The sequence below is a fragment of the Clostridium sp. CX1 genome, assembly GCF_025398335.1.
Lineage (GTDB): Bacteria > Bacillota > Clostridia > Clostridiales > Clostridiaceae > Clostridium_AM > Clostridium_AM tanneri.
In genome coordinates this window covers 155358-174298 of record NZ_JAODOO010000007.1, presented here as the reverse complement: position 1 = coordinate 174298, position 18941 = coordinate 155358, and the positions used below count along the sequence as shown (strand labels likewise).

Here is an 18941-nt window from a genome sequence, read left to right as displayed (position 1 = left end):
GGAGGTAAGTTATGGAGAATGAAATTATAAGTTTAATATATAAAGATACAGATGAAGGGATTAAATATTTGAGTGCTCTTAGAGATAGGGAAGAGAGCGTTCAAAGAGAAGTGATTGTTAGAGTTGAAGAAATATTAAAAGGCATAAAAGATGAGGGAGATGATGCCTTAATAAAATATACGAATATACTTGATAGTGACAAAGTAAACAAAGAAAATATTTGTGTAACTAAAGAGGAACTAGAGGAAGCTTATAAGCAGGTTGAGGGAGAGTTTTTAGAGGCTATTAAGCTAGCAGCTAAAAATATAAGATTTTTCCATGAAAAACAGAAGAAAAATTCCTGGATGGTGACAAAGGAAGATGGCGTTATCTTAGGTCAAAATATTAGGGCTCTAGAAAATGTAGGGATTTATGTTCCGGGCGGCACAGCAGCATACCCATCATCAGTGCTTATGAATGCTATTCCAGCAGAGGTAGCAGGAGTTGATAACATAATAATGGTAACACCTCCTCTAAAAGATGGCAGCATTAATCCAAATATATTAGTGGCAGCAGATATAGCTGGAGTAGACAAAATTTATAAAGCTGGAGGTGCACAGGCAATTGGAGCACTAGCCTTTGGAACAGAAAGTATAGAAAAAGTAGATAAAGTAGTTGGTCCAGGAAACATGTACGTTGCCATGGCAAAGAAAAGTGTATATGGATATGTTGATATAGATATGATAGCTGGTCCAAGTGAAATTATGGTTGTAGCAGATGACAGTGGAAAGGCAGAGTATATAGCTGCAGATTTGATGTCTCAGGCAGAACATGATAGATTAGCTTCAGCAGTTTTAGTTACCACCTCCCAAAAGTTGGCAGAAAAGGTTAGGAAGGAATTAGAGAGACAGGTAAAAAGCTTAAGTCGTAAAGATATAATAGTAGACTCTCTTCAAAATTATGGGGTAATTATTGTAGTAGACAGTCTACAAGAGGCAATAGATATGGCTAATAAAATAGCACCAGAGCACCTTGAACTTTGTATCGAGGAGCCATTTAGAGCACTTGGAGATATTAAAAATGCTGGCTCAATTTTTTTAGGGGATTATGCACCGGAACCTTTGGGCGACTATTTAGCAGGGCCAAACCATGTATTGCCAACTAGTGGAACTGCAAGATTTTTTTCTCCGCTTTCAGTAGATGATTTTGTTAAAAAATCTAGCTTTATTCATTACTCTAAAGAAGCTCTTTTAGAAGTTGGAGGGAAAGTGGTAAAGCTTGCGGAAACTGAGGGATTAACAGCTCATGCTAATTCAATCAGTATAAGAATGAAAAGTAAATAGAACTCTGATTATGTTCTTATTGTGAAAGGATGGGGGCTATGATAGAAGAATTATTTAAGGAAAATTTAAAAGTGTTTAAGGCATATGAAGTTCCGAAACTTGAGTATAAGGTGAAGCTAGATGCTAATGAAAGTTTTCTGGCCTTGGATGAAGAAATTCTTGAAACAATAGCAAGTAGACTAAAGAAAATTACCATCAATAGATATCCGGATGCAGAGTCCCAGACAGTTTGTCAATTATATGGACAATATTCTGGAATAAGTCCTAAAAATATAATTGCTGGAAATGGTTCTGATGAATTAATACAAATGATTGTAGGAACTTTTGTAGATAAAAATGAAAAAATAATGACCCTAAATCCAGACTTTTCAATGTATAAAAGTTATGTGGAATTAGCCGGTGGTAAGGCGCTACATTTTGAACTAGATGAGGAGTTTAATTTAGATGTAGAATCACTTGTAGAAAAAGTTAATGAAGAAAAGGTAAAGATACTATTTATATCAAATCCCAATAATCCCATAGGAAGGGTTATAGAAAGAAGAGAAATAATAAAAATAATAAAAAGTTGCAATTGCATAGTAGTGATAGATGAAGCTTACTTTGAATTTTACGGGGAGTCGGTAGTGGACGAAGTTCAAGACTATGAAAATTTGATAGTTCTAAGAACTTGTTCAAAGGCTATAGCAGTGGCAGGTATACGATTAGGATTTTTAATAACAAATGATCTTCTTTTAAACGAGATTAAGAAAGTTAAGCCTCCTTTTAACGTAAACTCTGTTACTCAGTTGATAGGTGAAGTAATTTTAGAAAATACAGCTAACATAAAAGAAGCCATAGAAAAAATAGTAAAAGAGAGAAGTTTCCTTTTGGAACAATTAGCCTCTATAGAGAAGATAAAAATATATCCGACCTTTGCTAATTTTATATTAATTCAGTCTGAGAATATAGATAGGATTTACAATGGTCTTTTTGAAAAGGGAATAATAGTGAGAAAGTTTAAGGATGAGAGATTAAAAGGATGTCTAAGAATAACTGTTGGAAGCAGGAAAGAGAATCAGCTGCTATTAGACTGTCTCAAAAGTATAGAACTTTAACAGTGATTTTAGTAAAGATGAAAGGTGAATAGAAAGATATGAGTAGTATTAGAAAGGCGGAAATTTTTAGGATAACTAGTGAAACTGATGTGGCTGTAGAAGTGAACTTAGATGGAGAAGGAATTTATAATGTGGATACAGGAATAGGCTTTTTTGATCATATGCTTTCTCTTATGTCAAAACACAGCATAATTGACTTGAATATAAAGGCGAAAGGTGATCTGTATGTTGATGGACATCATACTGTAGAAGATGTGGGAATAACTCTTGGTAAGTGTATACAAAAGGCTTTAGGAGATAAAAGCGGTATAAAAAGATATGGCACAGCCTTTGTGCCTATGGATGAAGCTCTAGCTGTAGTTTCTATGGATATAAGCGGAAGGCCTTTTTTGGTATTTGACGGCAAGTTTAATTCAGAAAAGGTTGGAAAAATGGATTCGGAGCTAGTTGAAGAATTTTTTAGAGCATTTGCTGTTAACAGTGGAATCACTCTCCATATAAAGGTGCTCTATGGCAAAAATACTCATCATATGATAGAGGGAATTTTTAAGGCCTTTGGAAGGGCTTTAAGAGAAGCAATAAGTAAGGATGATAGAATAAAGGGAGTGATGTCAACAAAGGGAAGTTTATAATTTGTTTGTACTTATGTAGAAATGTTTTTGTGCTGGAGGTGAAAGTAGTGATTTCTATTATAGATTATGGTATGGGAAATTTAAGAAGTGTTGAAAAAGCTTTAGAGTACATTGGAGAACAAGTTGTTATAACTTCAGATAGAGAAGAAATAGAAAAAAGCACTGGAATAATATTACCAGGAGTAGGGGCTTTTCCAGATGCTATAGAGAACTTAAAAAGTAGAGAATTAGATATGGCTTTAAGGACAGCAGTAGATAAAAATAAACCGATGTTAGGCATATGTCTCGGCATGCAGCTTTTATTTGAAGAAAGTGAAGAAGTTAGCTTGAACAAAGGCTTAGGTTTTTTAAAAGGCACAGTTAGAAGACTTTATGGTGGTATAAAAATACCTCACATGGGCTGGAATAGTTTAAAGGTAGAAAGAAATTGTCCTATTTTAGAAGACATAGAGGAAGGAAGCTATGCATATTTTGTTCACTCCTTCTATGCAGATGTTGAAAATAAAGAAAACCTTGATGCTATAAGTTTTTACGGAATCAATATTCCTGCGGTGGTAAGCAGCGGCAATTTATTTGGAGTTCAGTTTCACCCTGAAAAGAGCGGGGATATTGGGATCCAAATGCTAAAGAATTTTGTAAAACTTACAAAATAGATTCGGGAGGTAAGTACAGTGATAATATTTCCTGCTATAGATTTGAAAGAAGGTAAATGTGTAAGGCTTTACCAGGGCGAAATGTCTTCTTCAGAGATTGTTGGTGAAGACGCAGTAAAAACAGCGCTAAGTTTTAAAAATTCAGGAGCTGAATACCTACATATGGTAGATTTAGATGGTGCGGTGAAGGGATCACTTCAGAATATGGATGTAGTTTTGCAGGTAGTAAAGGAAGTTAAAATACCGGTGGAACTGGGTGGAGGTATAAGAGATTTGCAGACTATTGATACAATTATAGACAAGGGTATCAGTAGAGTTATACTGGGAACTGCAGCTCTAAGCAATCCTGAGATGGTAAAGGAGGCTGTGAAAAAATATAACAAAAAGATAGCAATAGGAATAGATGCTAAAAATGAGTTAGTAGCAGTAGATGGCTGGCTAAATGTAAGTAAGGTGAAATATATAGATTTTGCTAAAAAAATGGAGGATATAGGAGTACAAACTATTATATATACAGATATAAGTAGAGATGGAACTTTGACAGGACCTAATTTGGAGCAGCTTTCAAGAATAAACTCCGCGGTCTCCTGTAACATAATAGCTTCTGGTGGGGTAAAAAACATTGAGAGTATTAAAGAACTTAAAGAAATAGGGGTATATGGCGCAATAGTTGGAAAGGCTATTTATTCACATAACATTAATCTGGAAGAGGCAATATCTGTTGGGAGGGAGTAAGATATGCTTGGTAAAAGAATAATTCCCTGTTTGGATGTAAATATGGGGAGAGTAGTAAAAGGTATAAACTTTGTTAAACTTAGAGATGTTGGCAATCCAGTAGAAATAGCAGAATTCTACAATAAAGAAGGCGCTGATGAATTAGTTTTTCTGGATATAACTGCCACTCACCAAGGTAGAAAAACTATGATAGAGGTGGTAGAGAGAACTGCAGAAAAGGTATTTATACCTCTTACTGTTGGTGGAGGTATAGGCAGCATAGAGGATTTTAAAAGTATATTGAGAGCAGGTGCTGATAAAATTTCTGTTAATTCAGCAGCTATAAGAACGCCGCACCTTATTAGCAGGGCCGCAGATAAATTTGGAAGTCAGTGCGTTGTAGTCGCAATTGATGGAAAGATGAGAGAAGATAAATCAGGGTGGAATGTAGTTATAAACGGTGGCAGAATAGATACAGGTTTGGATGCAGTAGAATGGGCGAAAGAAGCAGAAAGACTAGGTGCAGGAGAAATACTTTTAACTAGCATGGATGCTGATGGAACAAAGGCTGGATATGACATAGCTCTTACTAAAGCTATAACTGATAGCTTAAATATTCCAGTAATAGCTTCCGGGGGCTGTGGAAAGTTAGAACATTTCTATGATGTGTTTGCAGAATCTGGGGCAGATGCAGCGTTAGCAGCATCACTCTTTCATTATAGAGAATTAACTATAGGTAAAGTTAAGGAATACTTAAGAGGTAAGGGGCTAGAGGTTAGAATATAAATTCTATAAACTTTAGGTGGATTATATACTGATTTTTGAGGTGGAAAGTAAAAACTTGCTAAAGAAGGTAATTTTAATGAAAAGTTTACAGTTAAGTAATATAAGTAATAATAATCTCAAAGAGGTAGATTTTAATAAGGGATTGATCCCGGTTATTATACAAGATTACGAAAGCAAAGAAGTGCTTATGCTAGCATACATGAATAAAGAATCCCTAAATAGAACTTTGGAAACAGGAACTACATGGTTTTGGAGTAGATCAAGAAATAAATATTGGAATAAAGGGGCTACTTCAGGGCATTTTCAACATGTAAAGAGTATAAGTATAGATTGTGATGGAGACACCTTGCTTATAAAAGTAGAACAGGTAGGTGCTGCTTGTCATACAGGAAGCAGAACTTGTTTTTATAGAGAAATTATTACAGAGTAAAACTTTGGGAGGCTACTTGATTTTAAATTAATAAGGGAGGGGTTAAGATGGAGTTAAAGAGTATCGTAGAGCAACTTTATGGAATAATAGAAGAAAGAAGAGAAAACCCAATAGAGGGCTCCTATACTAGTTACTTATTTAAAGAAGGCTTAGATAAAATATTAAAAAAGATAGGAGAAGAGAGTTCCGAAATAATAATAGGAGCTAAGAATAATAGTAAGGACGAAGTGGTATATGAAACCTGTGACTTGGTTTACCATTTATTGGTATTGATGGTTCAACAGGGAATTGATATTAATGACTTAGTAAAAGAGCTAGAAAAAAGAAGATTAAAAATATGCAATAAAAAACCAGAAAGAAAAACAGTAGAGGGTATACATTAAAGGAAAATTAAGTTTTTAAAAGCACTAATCTTTTTAGGATAAAGTGCTTTTTCCTCTTGTTAACATATACGGAATATTTGCTTACAAGGTACTAGGTTTCATATTACTTAAAATATAGTCTAAGCATATAAGTCTTAATGGATGTCCTGTACCTTCTAAGTTTAGTAAAGAATCTTTTGAACTAATCCGAGCCTTAAGTGCCCTTTTAAAGTGGCGTCTTTCTTTTTTGCCTAAGGATTTATAATATTCATACTCTTCGATGACGATATTTATTGCCTCTAATTTGTAGTAATTTTCTTCAATAATATAGGTTTTTAAAGCAAACACCCATATGTAAAGGAACAATGCCATTATACTCCACATATCTGTTCCTAGAATTTGTCTATTTTGCTCAGGCATTGAAGCTTCTTGAAATCTAAGAATCTGAACAGGCAATTCTGAGTGATTTTTCACTAGACTAAAAGTAGCAATATCATAAGTATTATATAAGATATCATCTAAAAATGTTTTAATGCTAATGGGATAAGCGTTTTTCATTTTTATTTCCTGTTCCAGGCTTTCCTTAATTCTTTCAGATATTATTATAAAACTCTCTAAGTCGTTATTAGAATTTATTAGGCAGTATAAATCATATATATTCTTATAAATTCTATCTAATTGAGTTTTTTCAAGACCAGAGAGATTAGGTGCTAAAGTGAGAAATTTATCACTAATAGTAGAATATTTATCAATAACAATAGGCTTATATGAGAGTTCAAGTCCTAAGGCTTTACACTTAGAAAGTCTTACAGTATGAAGTTCTTTCAAATCTAAAAACAAAAAGTCTATTTTAAGCCCTGGATATCGTTGTCTTTTCCAAGAGTTAAATACAAAAGGTATATGGAATATAAAAGTCATCATAGGTATGGTCCTACCATGGATTTGTACTTCTCTAGGTATATATTCTTTATAACTGCAGTGAATGCCGCCTTTATTAAAATCCTCTTTAATTGAGCGGATTATTTTCTCTAATTCTTTTCTTGATAAATCCGTTGCACAATCTATATCAGCTGTTAATCTTTGGAGTTCCAGAGGAAGATGTAGTTGTGTAGATGCTCCACCCTTTAAGACACATCTATTTTTTGCCCTCCTCTGTATTTGAGAGTGCAGTTCATATATCCAAATTTGATCTTCTAAGGTGTATTTATTTATTATACCAAGCTGCTTAGAGGCAGACTTAATATATCCTTTTGTAAAGTTAACAGATGGATGACAGAGCATATTCTGTTTTTTCCCCGCCAAAACCTTCACCTCTCCATCATAGTTTAGTTTTAGAAAAACTATATTTATATAATTATTATTACAAATTGATTAAATTATATCATAATTGTGCATTGAAAATAATGTTATAATTAGTGAAAGTAGTTATTAAGTTTTAATGGAAAGGGAAAGATGGGAAGTTATGAAGTTAAATAAAATTCATCATGTTGCTATTATCTGTTCTGATTACCAGAAATCTAAAGATTTTTATGTTAATATATTAGGATTAAAGATTATAAGTGAAACTTATCGGGAGGAAAGAAAATCTTATAAACTAAATCTTTTAATTGGAAAGGGGGAAGAAATAGAGTTGTTTTCATTTCCCAATCCACCTAAAAGATCGAGCTATCCTGAGGCAAGAGGCTTGAGACATCTAGCCTTTGAAGTTGATGACATTGAGATTATAGTAAAGGAATTAAATTCAAAGGAGATAGACACTGAACCCATTAGGAAGGATGAAATTACCGGTAAAAGATTTACATTTTTTAATGACCCTGATAACTTGCCAATAGAATTGTATGAAAAGTAACTAAACTCTAGAACATATTAAGGTATACACTTAAATATAAGTTCTTTAACTTTATTATGGTTTATATTTCCAAAAGGGTGCTCATGGCACCCTTTTTATTAGTTAGCATATTTTAAATTATAATTTGTGTAGTAGAGTTAAAAGATATTTTTAAGAAATAATTAAGATTTTGTATATCAATTAATTAAGATGGACATCTTATAATTTTACATATAGATTTTAGAAACATGAGGATAATCCATAAGAAAGGGTGATTGTGAAATGAAGAGGTTAAAAGATAACATATTTCCATTAATGCTAATGCTATTAATACCGTTGGTGAATATTTTTTACGGTTATATAAATAATCCTAGGAGAGGAACACACAGCCTCGTAACGGATTTAGATAGAAGCATACCTTTTATAAAAGCATTTATAATACCCTATTTAATATGGTATCCCTTTATAATACTTACCCTAATATATTTATGCATTTACTATAGAGAAACTTATTATAAAGCTATAAGTACCATAATTATAGGTATGCTTTTAAGTTATTTAGTATACTTTTTCTTCCAGACAACTGTTCCAAGGCCTATACTTACTGAAAATGATTCTCTTACGGAAGTTGTAAAATTTGTATATAAAACAGATAATCCTTTTAATTGTTTTCCAAGTATACATGTTTTAACCAGTTATGCTATGATAAGAGGGGTAAGAAAAAGCAGCTGTAGCAAATTAACTATTAAGTTAACCATTTATTTAACAGCTATACTTATAATTTTATCAACTGAATTTGTTAAACAACATGTTATTTTAGATATATTTTCAGCAATATTGCTAACTGATGGAATATATAGAACTATTGACAATTTGACTATAAAGAGGTGTTTAGTATGGAAAAAGAAACAATTTTGGTCGTGGATGACGAAAAAGAAATTAGAGATTTAATAGGAATATACTTAGCAAATGATGATTATAGGGTTTTAAAAGCAGGAAATGGAATAGAAGCTTTAAATTCCTTGGAAAAAGAAAATGTAGACTTAATAATATTAGATATTATGATGCCTAATATGGATGGAATGGAAGCCTGCATGCAAATTAGAAAAGATAAGAATATGCCAATTATTATGCTTTCCGCCAAGAGTGAGGACATTGATAAGATTATGGGTCTTACCACAGGAGCAGATGACTATGTTACTAAACCTTTTAATCCTTTAGAACTTATAGCTAGGGTAAAGTCTCAGCTTAGGAGGTATAAAAGACTAAACTCATCAGCGGCACTAGAAAGAAATGAGGCTGTGATTGAAGTAGATGACCTTTTAATAAACATAGATACTCATGAGGTTAAAAAAGGTAGTAGAGAAATAAAGTTAACGCCTAGAGAGTTTGATATATTATTATTACTTGCTAGAAACAAAGGTATAGTTTTTAGTATAGAAAAAATATATGAAATGGTATGGAAGGAAGAGTTTTTTCAATCGGATAATACGGTAATGGTTCATATAAGAAAAATAAGAGAAAAAGTAGAGGATAATCCAAGAAAACCTAGATTTATAAAAACTGTGTGGGGAGTTGGATATAAAATTGAAAATTAGGGTTCCCAAAATAATAAAGAAGCTTTTTAGTCCCGGTAGGAAATTGTATACACTGATTTTAAGTAAAGTTAGTAAAAGTATAAGAATGGAATTAGTTTTAGTGTTTGGAATATGTTTACTAGCTTCTATATTGGTGGGAAGTATAGTAAGTGATTCTTTTCAAGGAAGAAACGCTAGAATCGATTACACTACAGGCGTACGAAGGATATCAGAACAGGCAAGTTATATCGCTAATACCTTAAGAGAAGGAAAAGTAAGTGTAAATGATAAGGAGAAGGTACAACAGACTTTGCAGCATTCAATACAATCTGAGAATTTTAAAGTAATAATATCAGACTTAGATGGAAAAGTTTTATACAAATCAGCTAATTCAAATGAAACGCAGATAGACATATATAGTACAATAAAAAATGCAATGGAGACGGTTAGAGATTCTGAATATGGAAACAATTCAGCTGTGTATAGAAATAAAGAATATGTAAGCTTTTACCCTGTGAACTTTACAGATGCAAGGGGATATTTAATAGTAAGCGGAATGCCGCAGGGAGAGATAGTTTATGATAAAAATAATAATAATTTGCCAGGCACAGTAGCAATACTAGTTACTTTTTTATCATCCTTTTACTTTATAACAAATAAAAAGATGAAATACATAGAGGTGGTATCTAAGGGGCTTTTAGAAATATCCAAAGGTAATTTAGACTATAGAATTAAAAAGTATGGAAATGATGAACTTGCTTCTTTAGCAAATAATATTAATTTTATGGCAGAAGAGCTTAAAAATAAGATAGAAAGTGAAAGAAAATCAGAAAGGGCCAAAAGTGAATTAATAACTAATGTATCTCATGATTTGAGAACACCTTTAACCTCAATTAAAGGATATTTATCACTAATTAAAGATAAAAAGTATTCACAGGATTCTCAGTTAGAGCAATATGTAAATATAGCCTACAGTAAGTCAGAAAAGCTTGAAGTTCTAATTAATGACTTATTTGAATATACTAAAATTGCTAATAATGGAGTTAGTTTAGAAAAACAAAATATAGCTTTAAATGGATTATTAGAGCAGCTTATAGATGAATTAGTTCCTATTAGTGAAGAAAACAATGTGACTATATCTAAAGAGTTTGTAGAGGAAAAAGTGATTGTTAGTGTAGATCCAAATAAAACTATGAGAGTATTCGAAAACTTGTTAATGAATGCTATAAGGTATAGCTTGAAGCCAGGAAAAGTTAAGGTAGTTCTTTATAAGGAAGAACAATTTGCTCTAGTAAAAGTGCAGAATAACTGTGACAACATAACTGAAGAGGATTTGGAAAAGATATTTGATAGATTTTATAGAGTAGAGAAATCTAGATCTACAGATACAGGAGGAAGTGGTTTAGGACTTGCTATAGCAAAAAATATTGTAGAGCTTCAAGGAGGCGAAATTGACGTAAACTATAACAATGGATATATAAGTTTTAATATTAGATTTAAACTATGAAAGGGCTAGAGATAAACAAACTTTAGCCTTATTTTAACCTTGAATAGAAACTATGCAACTGCTAGTATTTAGGATAAAGTGAAAGATTTGAAAGAAAATAACAAGTTAAAAATATAAAATTGTGGTATAATTTAGTGTGTGTAATAAATTTAACTTGTGTTATGTTTAATTTTTAACAAATATTATATTATTCAAGAGGACAAGCAGGGGAGGGTTAATCATGGAGAGTAGTATTAAAGATAAGAATACTTTAATATTAGAACTTGTAGAGATTTCTACAAAACCAATATTTAGTTCGAAAAATTATTGGTATGAAAGTATCTATAATATTTTAAGGGGGAAGGCAGAAAACATTAAAACTGAAGAAGAATATATTAATGTATTAAAATCAGAACTTCTTTATCTTAAAAGATTGTGGAATAGAGAATTGGACACAATTTGTCAATGGGGGATAAAAGGTCAAATTCCAGAGGTAGATGAAATTAACAAAGTCATTGTTGAAATAGAAAATGAATGTGAAACTGCTGTAGTTAACGGTAAAATTATATTTAAAGATGGAAAAAGTATAAATAAGGATTATCTGCAGTTTATTGAGAGATATAATGCTATACCAGATTCAAAAGAAAAGATTAGAGCTTTACAAGAAGACTATATGTATCTTCGTATTAGAGATTACATTACTCTAAATATTTATCAGTTTCTTTCTGAAAATAAGGAATTATTATTAGGTTTATTTAAAGATAATGCTAAAGAAACTACTCAGAGAATTGCCGATTTAGTTTCTAGTGCTGCAGATGCTTGCATGTATCCCGATATAGAAAATGTTTAGTATATAAAATAGCAGATGGTCCCCTGAGGTAGTAAAAAGGTTTAACAGATATAAATATATCTGTTTTCCGCCTCGGGGGTCTTATATACTATTTTTAAAATCACTATTGCATATGAAGTAATGATCTTCCCTATATGATTTTCTGCATAACAAGATATAAAAAACTTATAAAACAAATCCTTTATTTTTCTAGCATAAAAGTGTAAAATCTTAGTGGACACTAATTTTGGGGGAGATATTTTGAATAACAATGTAATAAATCAAGTAATAATATTATCATTAGTAATGATGGTTGGAGTATATGCAAGGAAAAGAAATATAATAACTGGAGAAACTAGAAAAAGTCTCTCGGACCTACTTATGAATATAACACTTCCTTTTTTACTTATATCTTCATTTAACTTTAACTACTCAGAGAACATGATTGTAAACGCTAGAACTATTTTTATATATTCTATACTTATTCATGTAATTCTAATATTTGTAAGCAAAATCCTAGCTTTTAAATATCCAGAGAATTCTCAGAAGGTTTTAAGGTTTGTAACAATCTTTTCAAATTGCGGTTTTATGGGATATCCAGTTTTGGAAGGTCTCTTTGGAAAAATAGGGATTTTCTATGGAGCAATTTATAATATACCTTTTAATATATTTATGTTAAGTGCTGGCGTTATGATTTATACAGGTAAAAAGGACTTAAAGACATTAAAAAGTGTTTTAGTACATCCAGGCATAATTGCAACGGTACTAGGTTTTTTAATGTTTATTTTTCAAATAAAGTTACCTTATCCATTATATACCACACTCAGCGTTGTAGGTTCAATGACTACACCTCTTTCTATGGTTATTGTAGGTGCAATGCTTGCAGAAGTTAAGTTTAAGGAGGTTTTTAAAGGAACCTTAGTATATTATGCTTCCTTTTTAAGACTTATGGTGGTACCGTTTCTTACTCTTTTTATTCTAAAATTGCTTAATGCAGACAGATTGCTGTTGCAGGTAAGTGTAGTTATTGAAGCAATGCCGGCAGCAGTGCTAGGATCAATATTTGCAGAAAGATATGGAGCAGATACAGCACTTGCATCAAGAAGTGTGTTTATAACAACTGTAATATCAATGATCACAATACCTATAGTGGTTATGTTTATTTAAAGGAGTGAAGGAATATGTTTGATACCCATGTTCATACTAAAATTTCCACAGATTCAAAAATGGAATTAGAAGATGCTATCAAATTAGCGAAGGATAAAGATATTTCACTAATAATAACGGAACACATGGATTTAAAATTTCCAAAGGAAGGATTATTCTGTTTCGATGCAGAGGACTATTTTAATCAATATGCTAAATACAGAAATGATAGGCTATTACTAGGAATTGAAATAGGGATGAAAGATGATTGTGTCTATGAAAGTAAAGAGTTAATAGAAAACTATCCTTTTGACTATGTACTAGGCTCAATACACTTAGTTAACAACTTAGATATTTACTATCCTAAATATTATGAAGGCGTTAGTAAAAAGGAAGCTTACAAAAGTTATTTTAATGCAATGCTTAAAGCAGTAAATGAATTTGATTTTATCGATAGCATGGGACACATAGATTATATTGCAAGATATTCAAAGTTTGAGGATAGAGAAATATACTATGAAGAGTTTTCAGAAATAATAGATAAAATACTAAAAACAATTATTGAAAAAGAAAAATGTATGGAACTTAATACCAGAAGACTTGATGATATAAAGGTAGCAAAGAATCTTATACCTATATATAAAAGATTTAGGGAGCTTGGAGGCAGAGAGATAACCTTAGGTTCTGATGCTCATAATTCACTAGCAATAGGCGGTAACTTTAGTGTTGCTAAAGAAATAGTAGACTTTTGTGACTTAAGAGTAGTATATTTTAAAGATAGAAAAAAGCAATATGATAAAATATAAATATAGTTAGACTTTGGAGGGAACAAATATGGACTTTACTAAAAACTTAGAAAAAAATATGGAATTCTTACACAAGAAAGGGGCTTTTCTAACTACAAAGGTTGGTGACGAAGTTAATACAATGACTATAAGTTGGGGAAGTATTGGATTTATTTGGGGTAAGCCTATGTTTACTGCATTAGTTAGAAAGTCAAGACATACATACAATCTTCTTGAAAAGGCAGGGGAATTTACTGTAAGCATACCTCTTGATGATAGTATGAAAAAAGAACTAGCATTATGCGGAACAAAGTCTGGAAGAGACATGAATAAAATTAAAGAAGCTAATTTGAAGCTTGAAGAAGGAAGAAGTCTTTCAACTCCTGTTATCAAAGGTTCAAAAGTTCATTTCGAATGTAAAGTAGTGTATAAGCAGCCAATGACTCCAAATCTTTTAGATGAAGCTGTGGATAACAATTCTTATGGAACTAAAGATTATCATACAATCTATTTTGGAGAAATAATAGACTGCTACGAAGAATAAGTATGATGCGACACAAAAGCTTGGGTGCACTGAACACCGGTGCGTTTGATAGAGGTATACTGCTCAAAAGCCCTCACTTCGGGAAGAAGATCTAATGCTGGCTCAACTTCGAAAATGAACTCAAACTCAATGCTTTCTTCGAAAGCTGAGTTTGAGTTAACATTTTCGAAATCGCCAGCATAAGACCTTCTAACCCTCATTCGAAGCTTTCTACACAGTATACCCCTATCTACACACCTGTTTTTAGTGTATACAAAGACTTTGTTGTGTCTGTCATCACACATAAAATTTATGCCACAGCATAACTAATAGATTAAAATAGAAGTAATATAATGTAATATTTAGGCGTTAAATCATAGAAATAAGAATGGGAGGCATGAGTTTGACAAGTTTCTATAATTAGTATTGCTAAATTTGATTAAATAAAAAGTCTTCAACAAAATTATGATTCTTATTGTTTGGGAAACTTACATAATTCAAAATCTCTAATTTTCATCTTACATATTATTCTCCAGTATATAACACTTTAATACTCTTTATTATATTTTGAGTGAAACATAACTATTAAAATTGCTTCCAAAAGCAATATTCCTACAGGAATGCATACTATCCATATTTCCACTCCCATTAATCCTAAGGAAAAACCAATAACCCCTAAAATTGGTGTCATTAGTTGATAGACTCGATAACTTGATTTGTATAGAATAAATTGATTTCTTTCATCATTATTAAGAATTTCATGTTTCTTTTACAGTTACATATCATCTCTCAAGGAATAACTTGTAAGTATTCTACTAATGACTGATGACAATGTCATTATTCCAATGCCTACACCGATTGCTAAAAGCCAGTTTTTTTTATATGAAAATCCAATTAATCACATCCCAAAAATTAGTATTCCTACAACTAATAATGCACATTCCTTTTTATTTTTCTTCATATTATTCATCCTCCTCATAAATAAATATTTCTTCGATACTAAGATTAAAATATCGAGCAATTTTAAATGCTAATATAATAGATGGATTATATCTTCCGTTTTCTAAAGAGCTGATTGTTTGTCTAGATACTTCTAAGATATTTGCCAGTTCTTCTTGATTTATACCTCGTACTTTCCTTATTTCTTCCAACTTATTCTTCACATTTATTTCCTCCGTTTGTAAAGTTAAGCATATGTCAAGTTGGCTTTACATATATCGTAAAAAGTACAAGTCTACATAAAACTTTTGAATGAACTAAAAACAGATATATATCGCTATCTACACACCATTTTTCAGTGCACAAAACTTTTGTGTCGCAATAAACTGCCATTATTCATTTAGCTACACTTTGATTTAATAATTGGTAAACTTATATTGGACAACTTGGTTATAAATCAAGTATCTTCATATACCATAATAACAACTATTATTGCTTTTTCAGAGGTAAAATAAATTAATGATATTACCAAGTTTTTAATTTGATTTCAATGACAAGTAGATTTAAATAAGTTCAAGCTTGTAAATTGTATAATGCGTGTAAAAAATATAATTTTCAGGGTAAGGAAAGATGGCAGTTAGTTCTATTGAGGAGAGTATTAAAAATAAGTTACCACTATGTCACATAATATAGTAATCTCCAATATTATATAGTATAATTGTACTTAATAATATAAAGTAGTATGTATAATGTAATAGTTTTATTAAGGAGGTGAAAGTATTGCAATTTGATAAAGAGATACTGAAGGGATATATTGATACAATGGTATTAAGTGTTTTACAAAACAATGATATGTACGGATATGAAATTGCTAAAAGAATAAGAGAAAAATCAAAAGAAGAGTTTGAGATAAAGGAAGCTACTCTGTATGTATCCTTAAAACGGTTAGAAAAAAAGAGTTATCTAGAAGGATACTGGAATGATGAGGAAGGTACTGGAGGAGGAAGAAGAAGATATTATAGAATTACTGAGGAGGGAAAAAGATATTTAACAGACAAGGTAAAAGAATGGAAGCTTCTAAAATCATTATTAAATAATTTTATGGAGGTTATGTTAGATGAATAAAATTGATGAATATATCGATAGTATTTATGGTAATTTTGATAATTTAGATAAAGATACGAAAATATTAAAAGAAGAAATGAGAAACCATCTGTATGAGGAAGTAGAAGAGTTAAAAAGGCAAGGATTAAGCGAAGAAGAGAGTATAAGCAGAGCCTTGGAAGGTTTTGGCCAGGAAAATTATGTAGTAGCTGAGATGAGCAATGTATTAAAAAGTCGTAATATATTTACCAAAATGCTTGTTAAAGCAGGGATTGCTGTTTTCGTTACAGCATGCTTTTTTCAAGTTGCAAGTATATTTTTCAGTAATGAAAGTATTCATTACTTTAGTTTAGAACTAACAAAAAATCAGTTAAAAAACAGCTCATATTTATTATTTGTAATTTCCCTAGCACTTTGGGACATAGCTTTCTATTATTATTACTTTATTAAAAAACTAGATCTAGTATTACTAGCTTTTATAGCTTGTGATTTTGTCATATGTGTACCTTTCTGGTTTGTATGGATTTTCTTTCCTCAGCATAAGGTGAAAAGCATGGCTTTTATAGTAGGTAGTACTTTCATAATAACCTTAATTATACGGATGTATTACATTAAAAGAAAAAATAATGATAAGTAAAGCATAAAGTGGAAAAGATGAAGAAAGTAGGCTACAATATTACTTAACCTAAAGACAAGTGCAATAGTTTAGAAGATATGAATATATATTAAAAAATAGGAGAGAGGGCCTTATGGGATTAATAAATAAGTTTACAAAGTTAGGAAAGTTAGCAGCTAGTTCTATTGAGGAAAATGTTAAAGGTAAGTTAGCAGAAAGTAAGATTAAAAGTATAGATAAAAAACTAGAAAACTTGGATGAAAAAGAAGGCGCTCATTTAATAATTGAAAAAGAAAATCTTGAAAAAAAGCTTAAGAAAGAAAAAAATGAGGAAGAGAGAAAAAGAAATAAAGTAAGGTCAGAATTAAAAGAGGAAGTTAAACACTCCATATTACAAAGGAAAAAAGACAATAAAAATCTAAATGTTATACAGAAAGTCCAAAAGGAATTTCAAGAAATTCCTATAGCTACTGTAGTAAATGACCTGGCAGAAGGGCTATCTGAGATAGAAAAAGCAAAAAAATGCATAAAAGTTAACCCTGAAAAGATTGAATGCTGGCTTGAATTAGCAGAATCTTTAAGGTTTTATAAAAAAGCTTTTGTAATTATAAATGGAATAAAAGCACCTATTGACCCAATAGGAAGCACTATCGATATTACATCAGAATTAGTTGGAGGATCTATAGAAAGTGCTCTAGATAAGGACAAATGGACTTATGAAAGAGCATTAGAACAAGCTAGAAAGCTAGGAGCTACAGAAAATCAAATAAAGGAGTTTGGCGAAAATTATAAGAGAAATGTTCTTGTTACAACAATAAAAGGAACAGGGCATATGGTTAAGAAACAAAGTCAGAAATTATTAAAGACTAGTGAAAGAATTGTGGATTTTGCTGTAGATAAGCTAATTGAAGACAAATAAAAGTGTAAAAAATTTTTAAACAATTTGTCTTAAGTTTGAACTTAAGGTTAAAAGTATTCTCTATAGGTTTACAGAAAGGCACTTGAAATTTATAATTCCTGTATAAACATAAATCTTTGTATATATAATTATCTATACAAAGGATGAAAATATAGTGTTTATTATAGGAGGATAAATTGAAAAAATTAATTAATTTTTTTAAGGGAATGGCAATTGCTGTGGCGACGCTAGTTCCAGGAGTCAGCGGGGGAACTATGTCCATAGTATTGGGAGTCTACGACGAACTTATTAATTCTATCAGTTCTTTCTTTAAGGATTGGAAAAAACATTTTGTTTTTTTAGCACAAATAGCATTAGGTGGGGCTATCGGTATTCTACTTTTCAGCAGACTAATAGAGAGTGCTCTTAGTAAATATCCCTTTGTGATGAGATTTTTCTTTATAGGGGTGATTCTTGGTAGTTTACCTCTATTATATAAGAAATCTATTTCAGTAAAAAGGAATAATAAAGATTTGATGTTTTTACTAGTAGGTTTGGGAGTTAGTCTTTTAATGTCTGCAGAGCCTGAGGGAATTGCTGCTTTAGCTGCAGCAGAAGGAATGAAAAGTATAATTTTTCTTCTGATTGCTGGAATAATTATTGCAGTAGCATTAATTTTACCAGGTATAAGTGCCTCCTTTATGCTTTTAACTTTGGGACTATATGATATTACATTAAGTTCCATAAATACTTTTAATATAAGATTTCTAATTCCATTGGGGATTGGAATAGTTATAGGTACCTTAGCCACTGTAAGAACCTTAGAAAAACTAATGCAAAGACATCCCGGCAAAACTTATATGCTAATTATAGGCTTTGTAGTAGGTTCTTTAATACCTGTATTTCCAGGTATTCCTCATGGAATCCATATTATACTGTCAACTGCAGTCTTTGTACTTGGCTTTATATTAATATATTGGTTAGGAAAAAAAGAGATTAATTAAAAAGCTTACAAAGCCATATAAAAAGGATTTAGTATAGAAGTTTATGAGAATTTTCTATACTAAATCTTTTTTTATTTAGAAAAACCTTATTCTATTTGTCATCAATATGTTTATACTACCAGGTTAAAAAACTAAAATAATTTAATTTTTATATTTACATGGTTGTTAATACTGTATATAATGTATATATACAGTATTTGCAGAATAAGAGGT

At 31.1% G+C, this 18941-nt stretch carries 22 protein-coding genes; 20 read left to right on the top strand and 2 right to left on the bottom strand.

What is annotated here, in order from left to right:
• Positions 1-11: 11 nt before the first annotated feature.
• The 8 genes from hisD (at position 12) to hisE (ending at position 6014) form a co-directional block, all read left to right on the top strand.
• Positions 12-1322, top strand: a complete 1311-nt coding sequence (hisD, locus tag N4T77_RS10130; protein ID WP_261671671.1) for a histidinol dehydrogenase — start codon at positions 12-14, stop codon at positions 1320-1322.
• Positions 1323-1360: 38 nt separating this feature from the next.
• Entirely contained in the window at positions 1361-2416 is a 1056-nt protein-coding gene (gene hisC, locus N4T77_RS10125) for a histidinol-phosphate transaminase (RefSeq protein ID WP_261671670.1), read from the top strand.
• Between the two features lie 38 nt (positions 2417-2454).
• Positions 2455-3048, top strand: coding sequence for an imidazoleglycerol-phosphate dehydratase HisB (hisB, locus tag N4T77_RS10120; protein ID WP_261671669.1), 594 nt, complete (start codon positions 2455-2457; stop codon positions 3046-3048).
• Between the two features lie 47 nt (positions 3049-3095).
• The gene (gene hisH / locus N4T77_RS10115) at positions 3096-3701 is read left to right on the top strand and encodes an imidazole glycerol phosphate synthase subunit HisH (protein WP_261671668.1); all 606 of its coding nucleotides are present in this window, start codon (positions 3096-3098) and stop codon (positions 3699-3701) included.
• A gap of 18 nt (positions 3702-3719) precedes the next feature.
• Complete coding sequence (gene hisA, locus N4T77_RS10110) at positions 3720-4436, top strand: 1-(5-phosphoribosyl)-5-[(5-phosphoribosylamino)methylideneamino]imidazole-4-carboxamide isomerase (protein ID WP_261671667.1); 717 nt, start codon at positions 3720-3722, stop codon at positions 4434-4436.
• 3 nt (positions 4437-4439) lie between these two features.
• The gene (hisF, locus tag N4T77_RS10105) at positions 4440-5201 is read left to right on the top strand and encodes an imidazole glycerol phosphate synthase subunit HisF (RefSeq protein ID WP_261671666.1); all 762 of its coding nucleotides are present in this window, start codon (positions 4440-4442) and stop codon (positions 5199-5201) included.
• A 76-nt stretch (positions 5202-5277) separates the two neighbouring features.
• A complete protein-coding gene (gene hisI / locus N4T77_RS10100) occupies positions 5278-5631 on the top strand; it encodes a phosphoribosyl-AMP cyclohydrolase (RefSeq protein WP_261671665.1) in 354 nt (117 codons plus the stop codon).
• A gap of 47 nt (positions 5632-5678) precedes the next feature.
• A complete protein-coding gene (gene hisE, locus N4T77_RS10095; RefSeq protein ID WP_261671664.1) occupies positions 5679-6014 on the top strand; it encodes a phosphoribosyl-ATP diphosphatase in 336 nt (111 codons plus the stop codon).
• Between the two features lie 81 nt (positions 6015-6095).
• On the opposite strand, the gene N4T77_RS10090 is transcribed toward hisE, so the two are convergent.
• A complete protein-coding gene (locus tag N4T77_RS10090; RefSeq protein ID WP_261671663.1) occupies positions 6096-7295 on the bottom strand; it encodes a nucleotidyl transferase AbiEii/AbiGii toxin family protein in 1200 nt (399 codons plus the stop codon).
• A gap of 160 nt (positions 7296-7455) precedes the next feature.
• On the opposite strand from N4T77_RS10090, the gene N4T77_RS10085 reads away from it, so the two are divergent.
• The 8 genes from N4T77_RS10085 (at position 7456) to N4T77_RS10050 (ending at position 14188) form a co-directional block, all read left to right on the top strand.
• The gene (locus N4T77_RS10085; protein WP_261671696.1) at positions 7456-7842 is read left to right on the top strand and encodes a VOC family protein; all 387 of its coding nucleotides are present in this window, start codon (positions 7456-7458) and stop codon (positions 7840-7842) included.
• A gap of 261 nt (positions 7843-8103) precedes the next feature.
• Positions 8104-8772 carry a phosphatase PAP2 family protein gene (locus tag N4T77_RS10080; protein ID WP_261671662.1) on the top strand — a complete coding sequence of 223 codons (669 nt, stop codon included), beginning with the start codon at positions 8104-8106 and terminating at the stop codon, positions 8770-8772.
• Positions 8718-9419, top strand: coding sequence for a response regulator transcription factor (locus tag N4T77_RS10075; RefSeq protein WP_261671661.1), 702 nt, complete (start codon positions 8718-8720; stop codon positions 9417-9419). Before N4T77_RS10080 ends, N4T77_RS10075 begins: the two co-directional genes overlap by 55 nt.
• A gap of 85 nt (positions 9420-9504) precedes the next feature.
• Entirely contained in the window at positions 9505-10905 is a 1401-nt protein-coding gene (locus N4T77_RS10070) for a HAMP domain-containing sensor histidine kinase (RefSeq protein ID WP_261671659.1), read from the top strand.
• 220 nt (positions 10906-11125) lie between these two features.
• A complete protein-coding gene (locus N4T77_RS10065) occupies positions 11126-11734 on the top strand; it encodes a hypothetical protein (protein ID WP_261671658.1) in 609 nt (202 codons plus the stop codon).
• A gap of 240 nt (positions 11735-11974) precedes the next feature.
• Positions 11975-12880: an AEC family transporter gene (locus tag N4T77_RS10060; protein ID WP_261671657.1), complete on the top strand. Its 906-nt coding sequence runs from the start codon at positions 11975-11977 to the stop codon at positions 12878-12880.
• 14 nt (positions 12881-12894) lie between these two features.
• Complete coding sequence (locus N4T77_RS10055) at positions 12895-13665, top strand: histidinol phosphate phosphatase (RefSeq protein WP_261671656.1); 771 nt, start codon at positions 12895-12897, stop codon at positions 13663-13665.
• Between the two features lie 28 nt (positions 13666-13693).
• Positions 13694-14188, top strand: a complete 495-nt coding sequence (locus tag N4T77_RS10050; protein WP_261671655.1) for a flavin reductase family protein — start codon at positions 13694-13696, stop codon at positions 14186-14188.
• A gap of 941 nt (positions 14189-15129) precedes the next feature.
• Here the strand turns inward: N4T77_RS10050 and N4T77_RS10045 are convergent.
• A complete protein-coding gene (locus N4T77_RS10045) occupies positions 15130-15330 on the bottom strand; it encodes a helix-turn-helix transcriptional regulator (RefSeq protein WP_261671654.1) in 201 nt (66 codons plus the stop codon).
• Between the two features lie 556 nt (positions 15331-15886).
• On the opposite strand from N4T77_RS10045, the gene N4T77_RS10040 reads away from it, so the two are divergent.
• The 4 genes from N4T77_RS10040 to N4T77_RS10025 all read left to right on the top strand — a co-directional run bounded on the left by N4T77_RS10040 (position 15887) and on the right by N4T77_RS10025 (position 18728).
• Complete coding sequence (locus N4T77_RS10040; protein WP_261671653.1) at positions 15887-16231, top strand: PadR family transcriptional regulator; 345 nt, start codon at positions 15887-15889, stop codon at positions 16229-16231.
• Positions 16224-16847 (top strand): permease prefix domain 1-containing protein, encoded by a 624-nt coding sequence (locus N4T77_RS10035; RefSeq protein ID WP_261671652.1) that lies wholly within the window; start codon positions 16224-16226, stop codon positions 16845-16847. The genes N4T77_RS10040 and N4T77_RS10035 overlap by 8 nt, the downstream gene beginning before the upstream one ends.
• Positions 16848-16959: 112 nt before the next feature.
• Positions 16960-17745, top strand: a complete 786-nt coding sequence (locus N4T77_RS10030) for a hypothetical protein (RefSeq protein ID WP_261671651.1) — start codon at positions 16960-16962, stop codon at positions 17743-17745.
• Between the two features lie 176 nt (positions 17746-17921).
• A complete protein-coding gene (locus tag N4T77_RS10025; protein WP_261671650.1) occupies positions 17922-18728 on the top strand; it encodes a DUF368 domain-containing protein in 807 nt (268 codons plus the stop codon).
• Positions 18729-18941 lie beyond the last annotated feature (213 nt).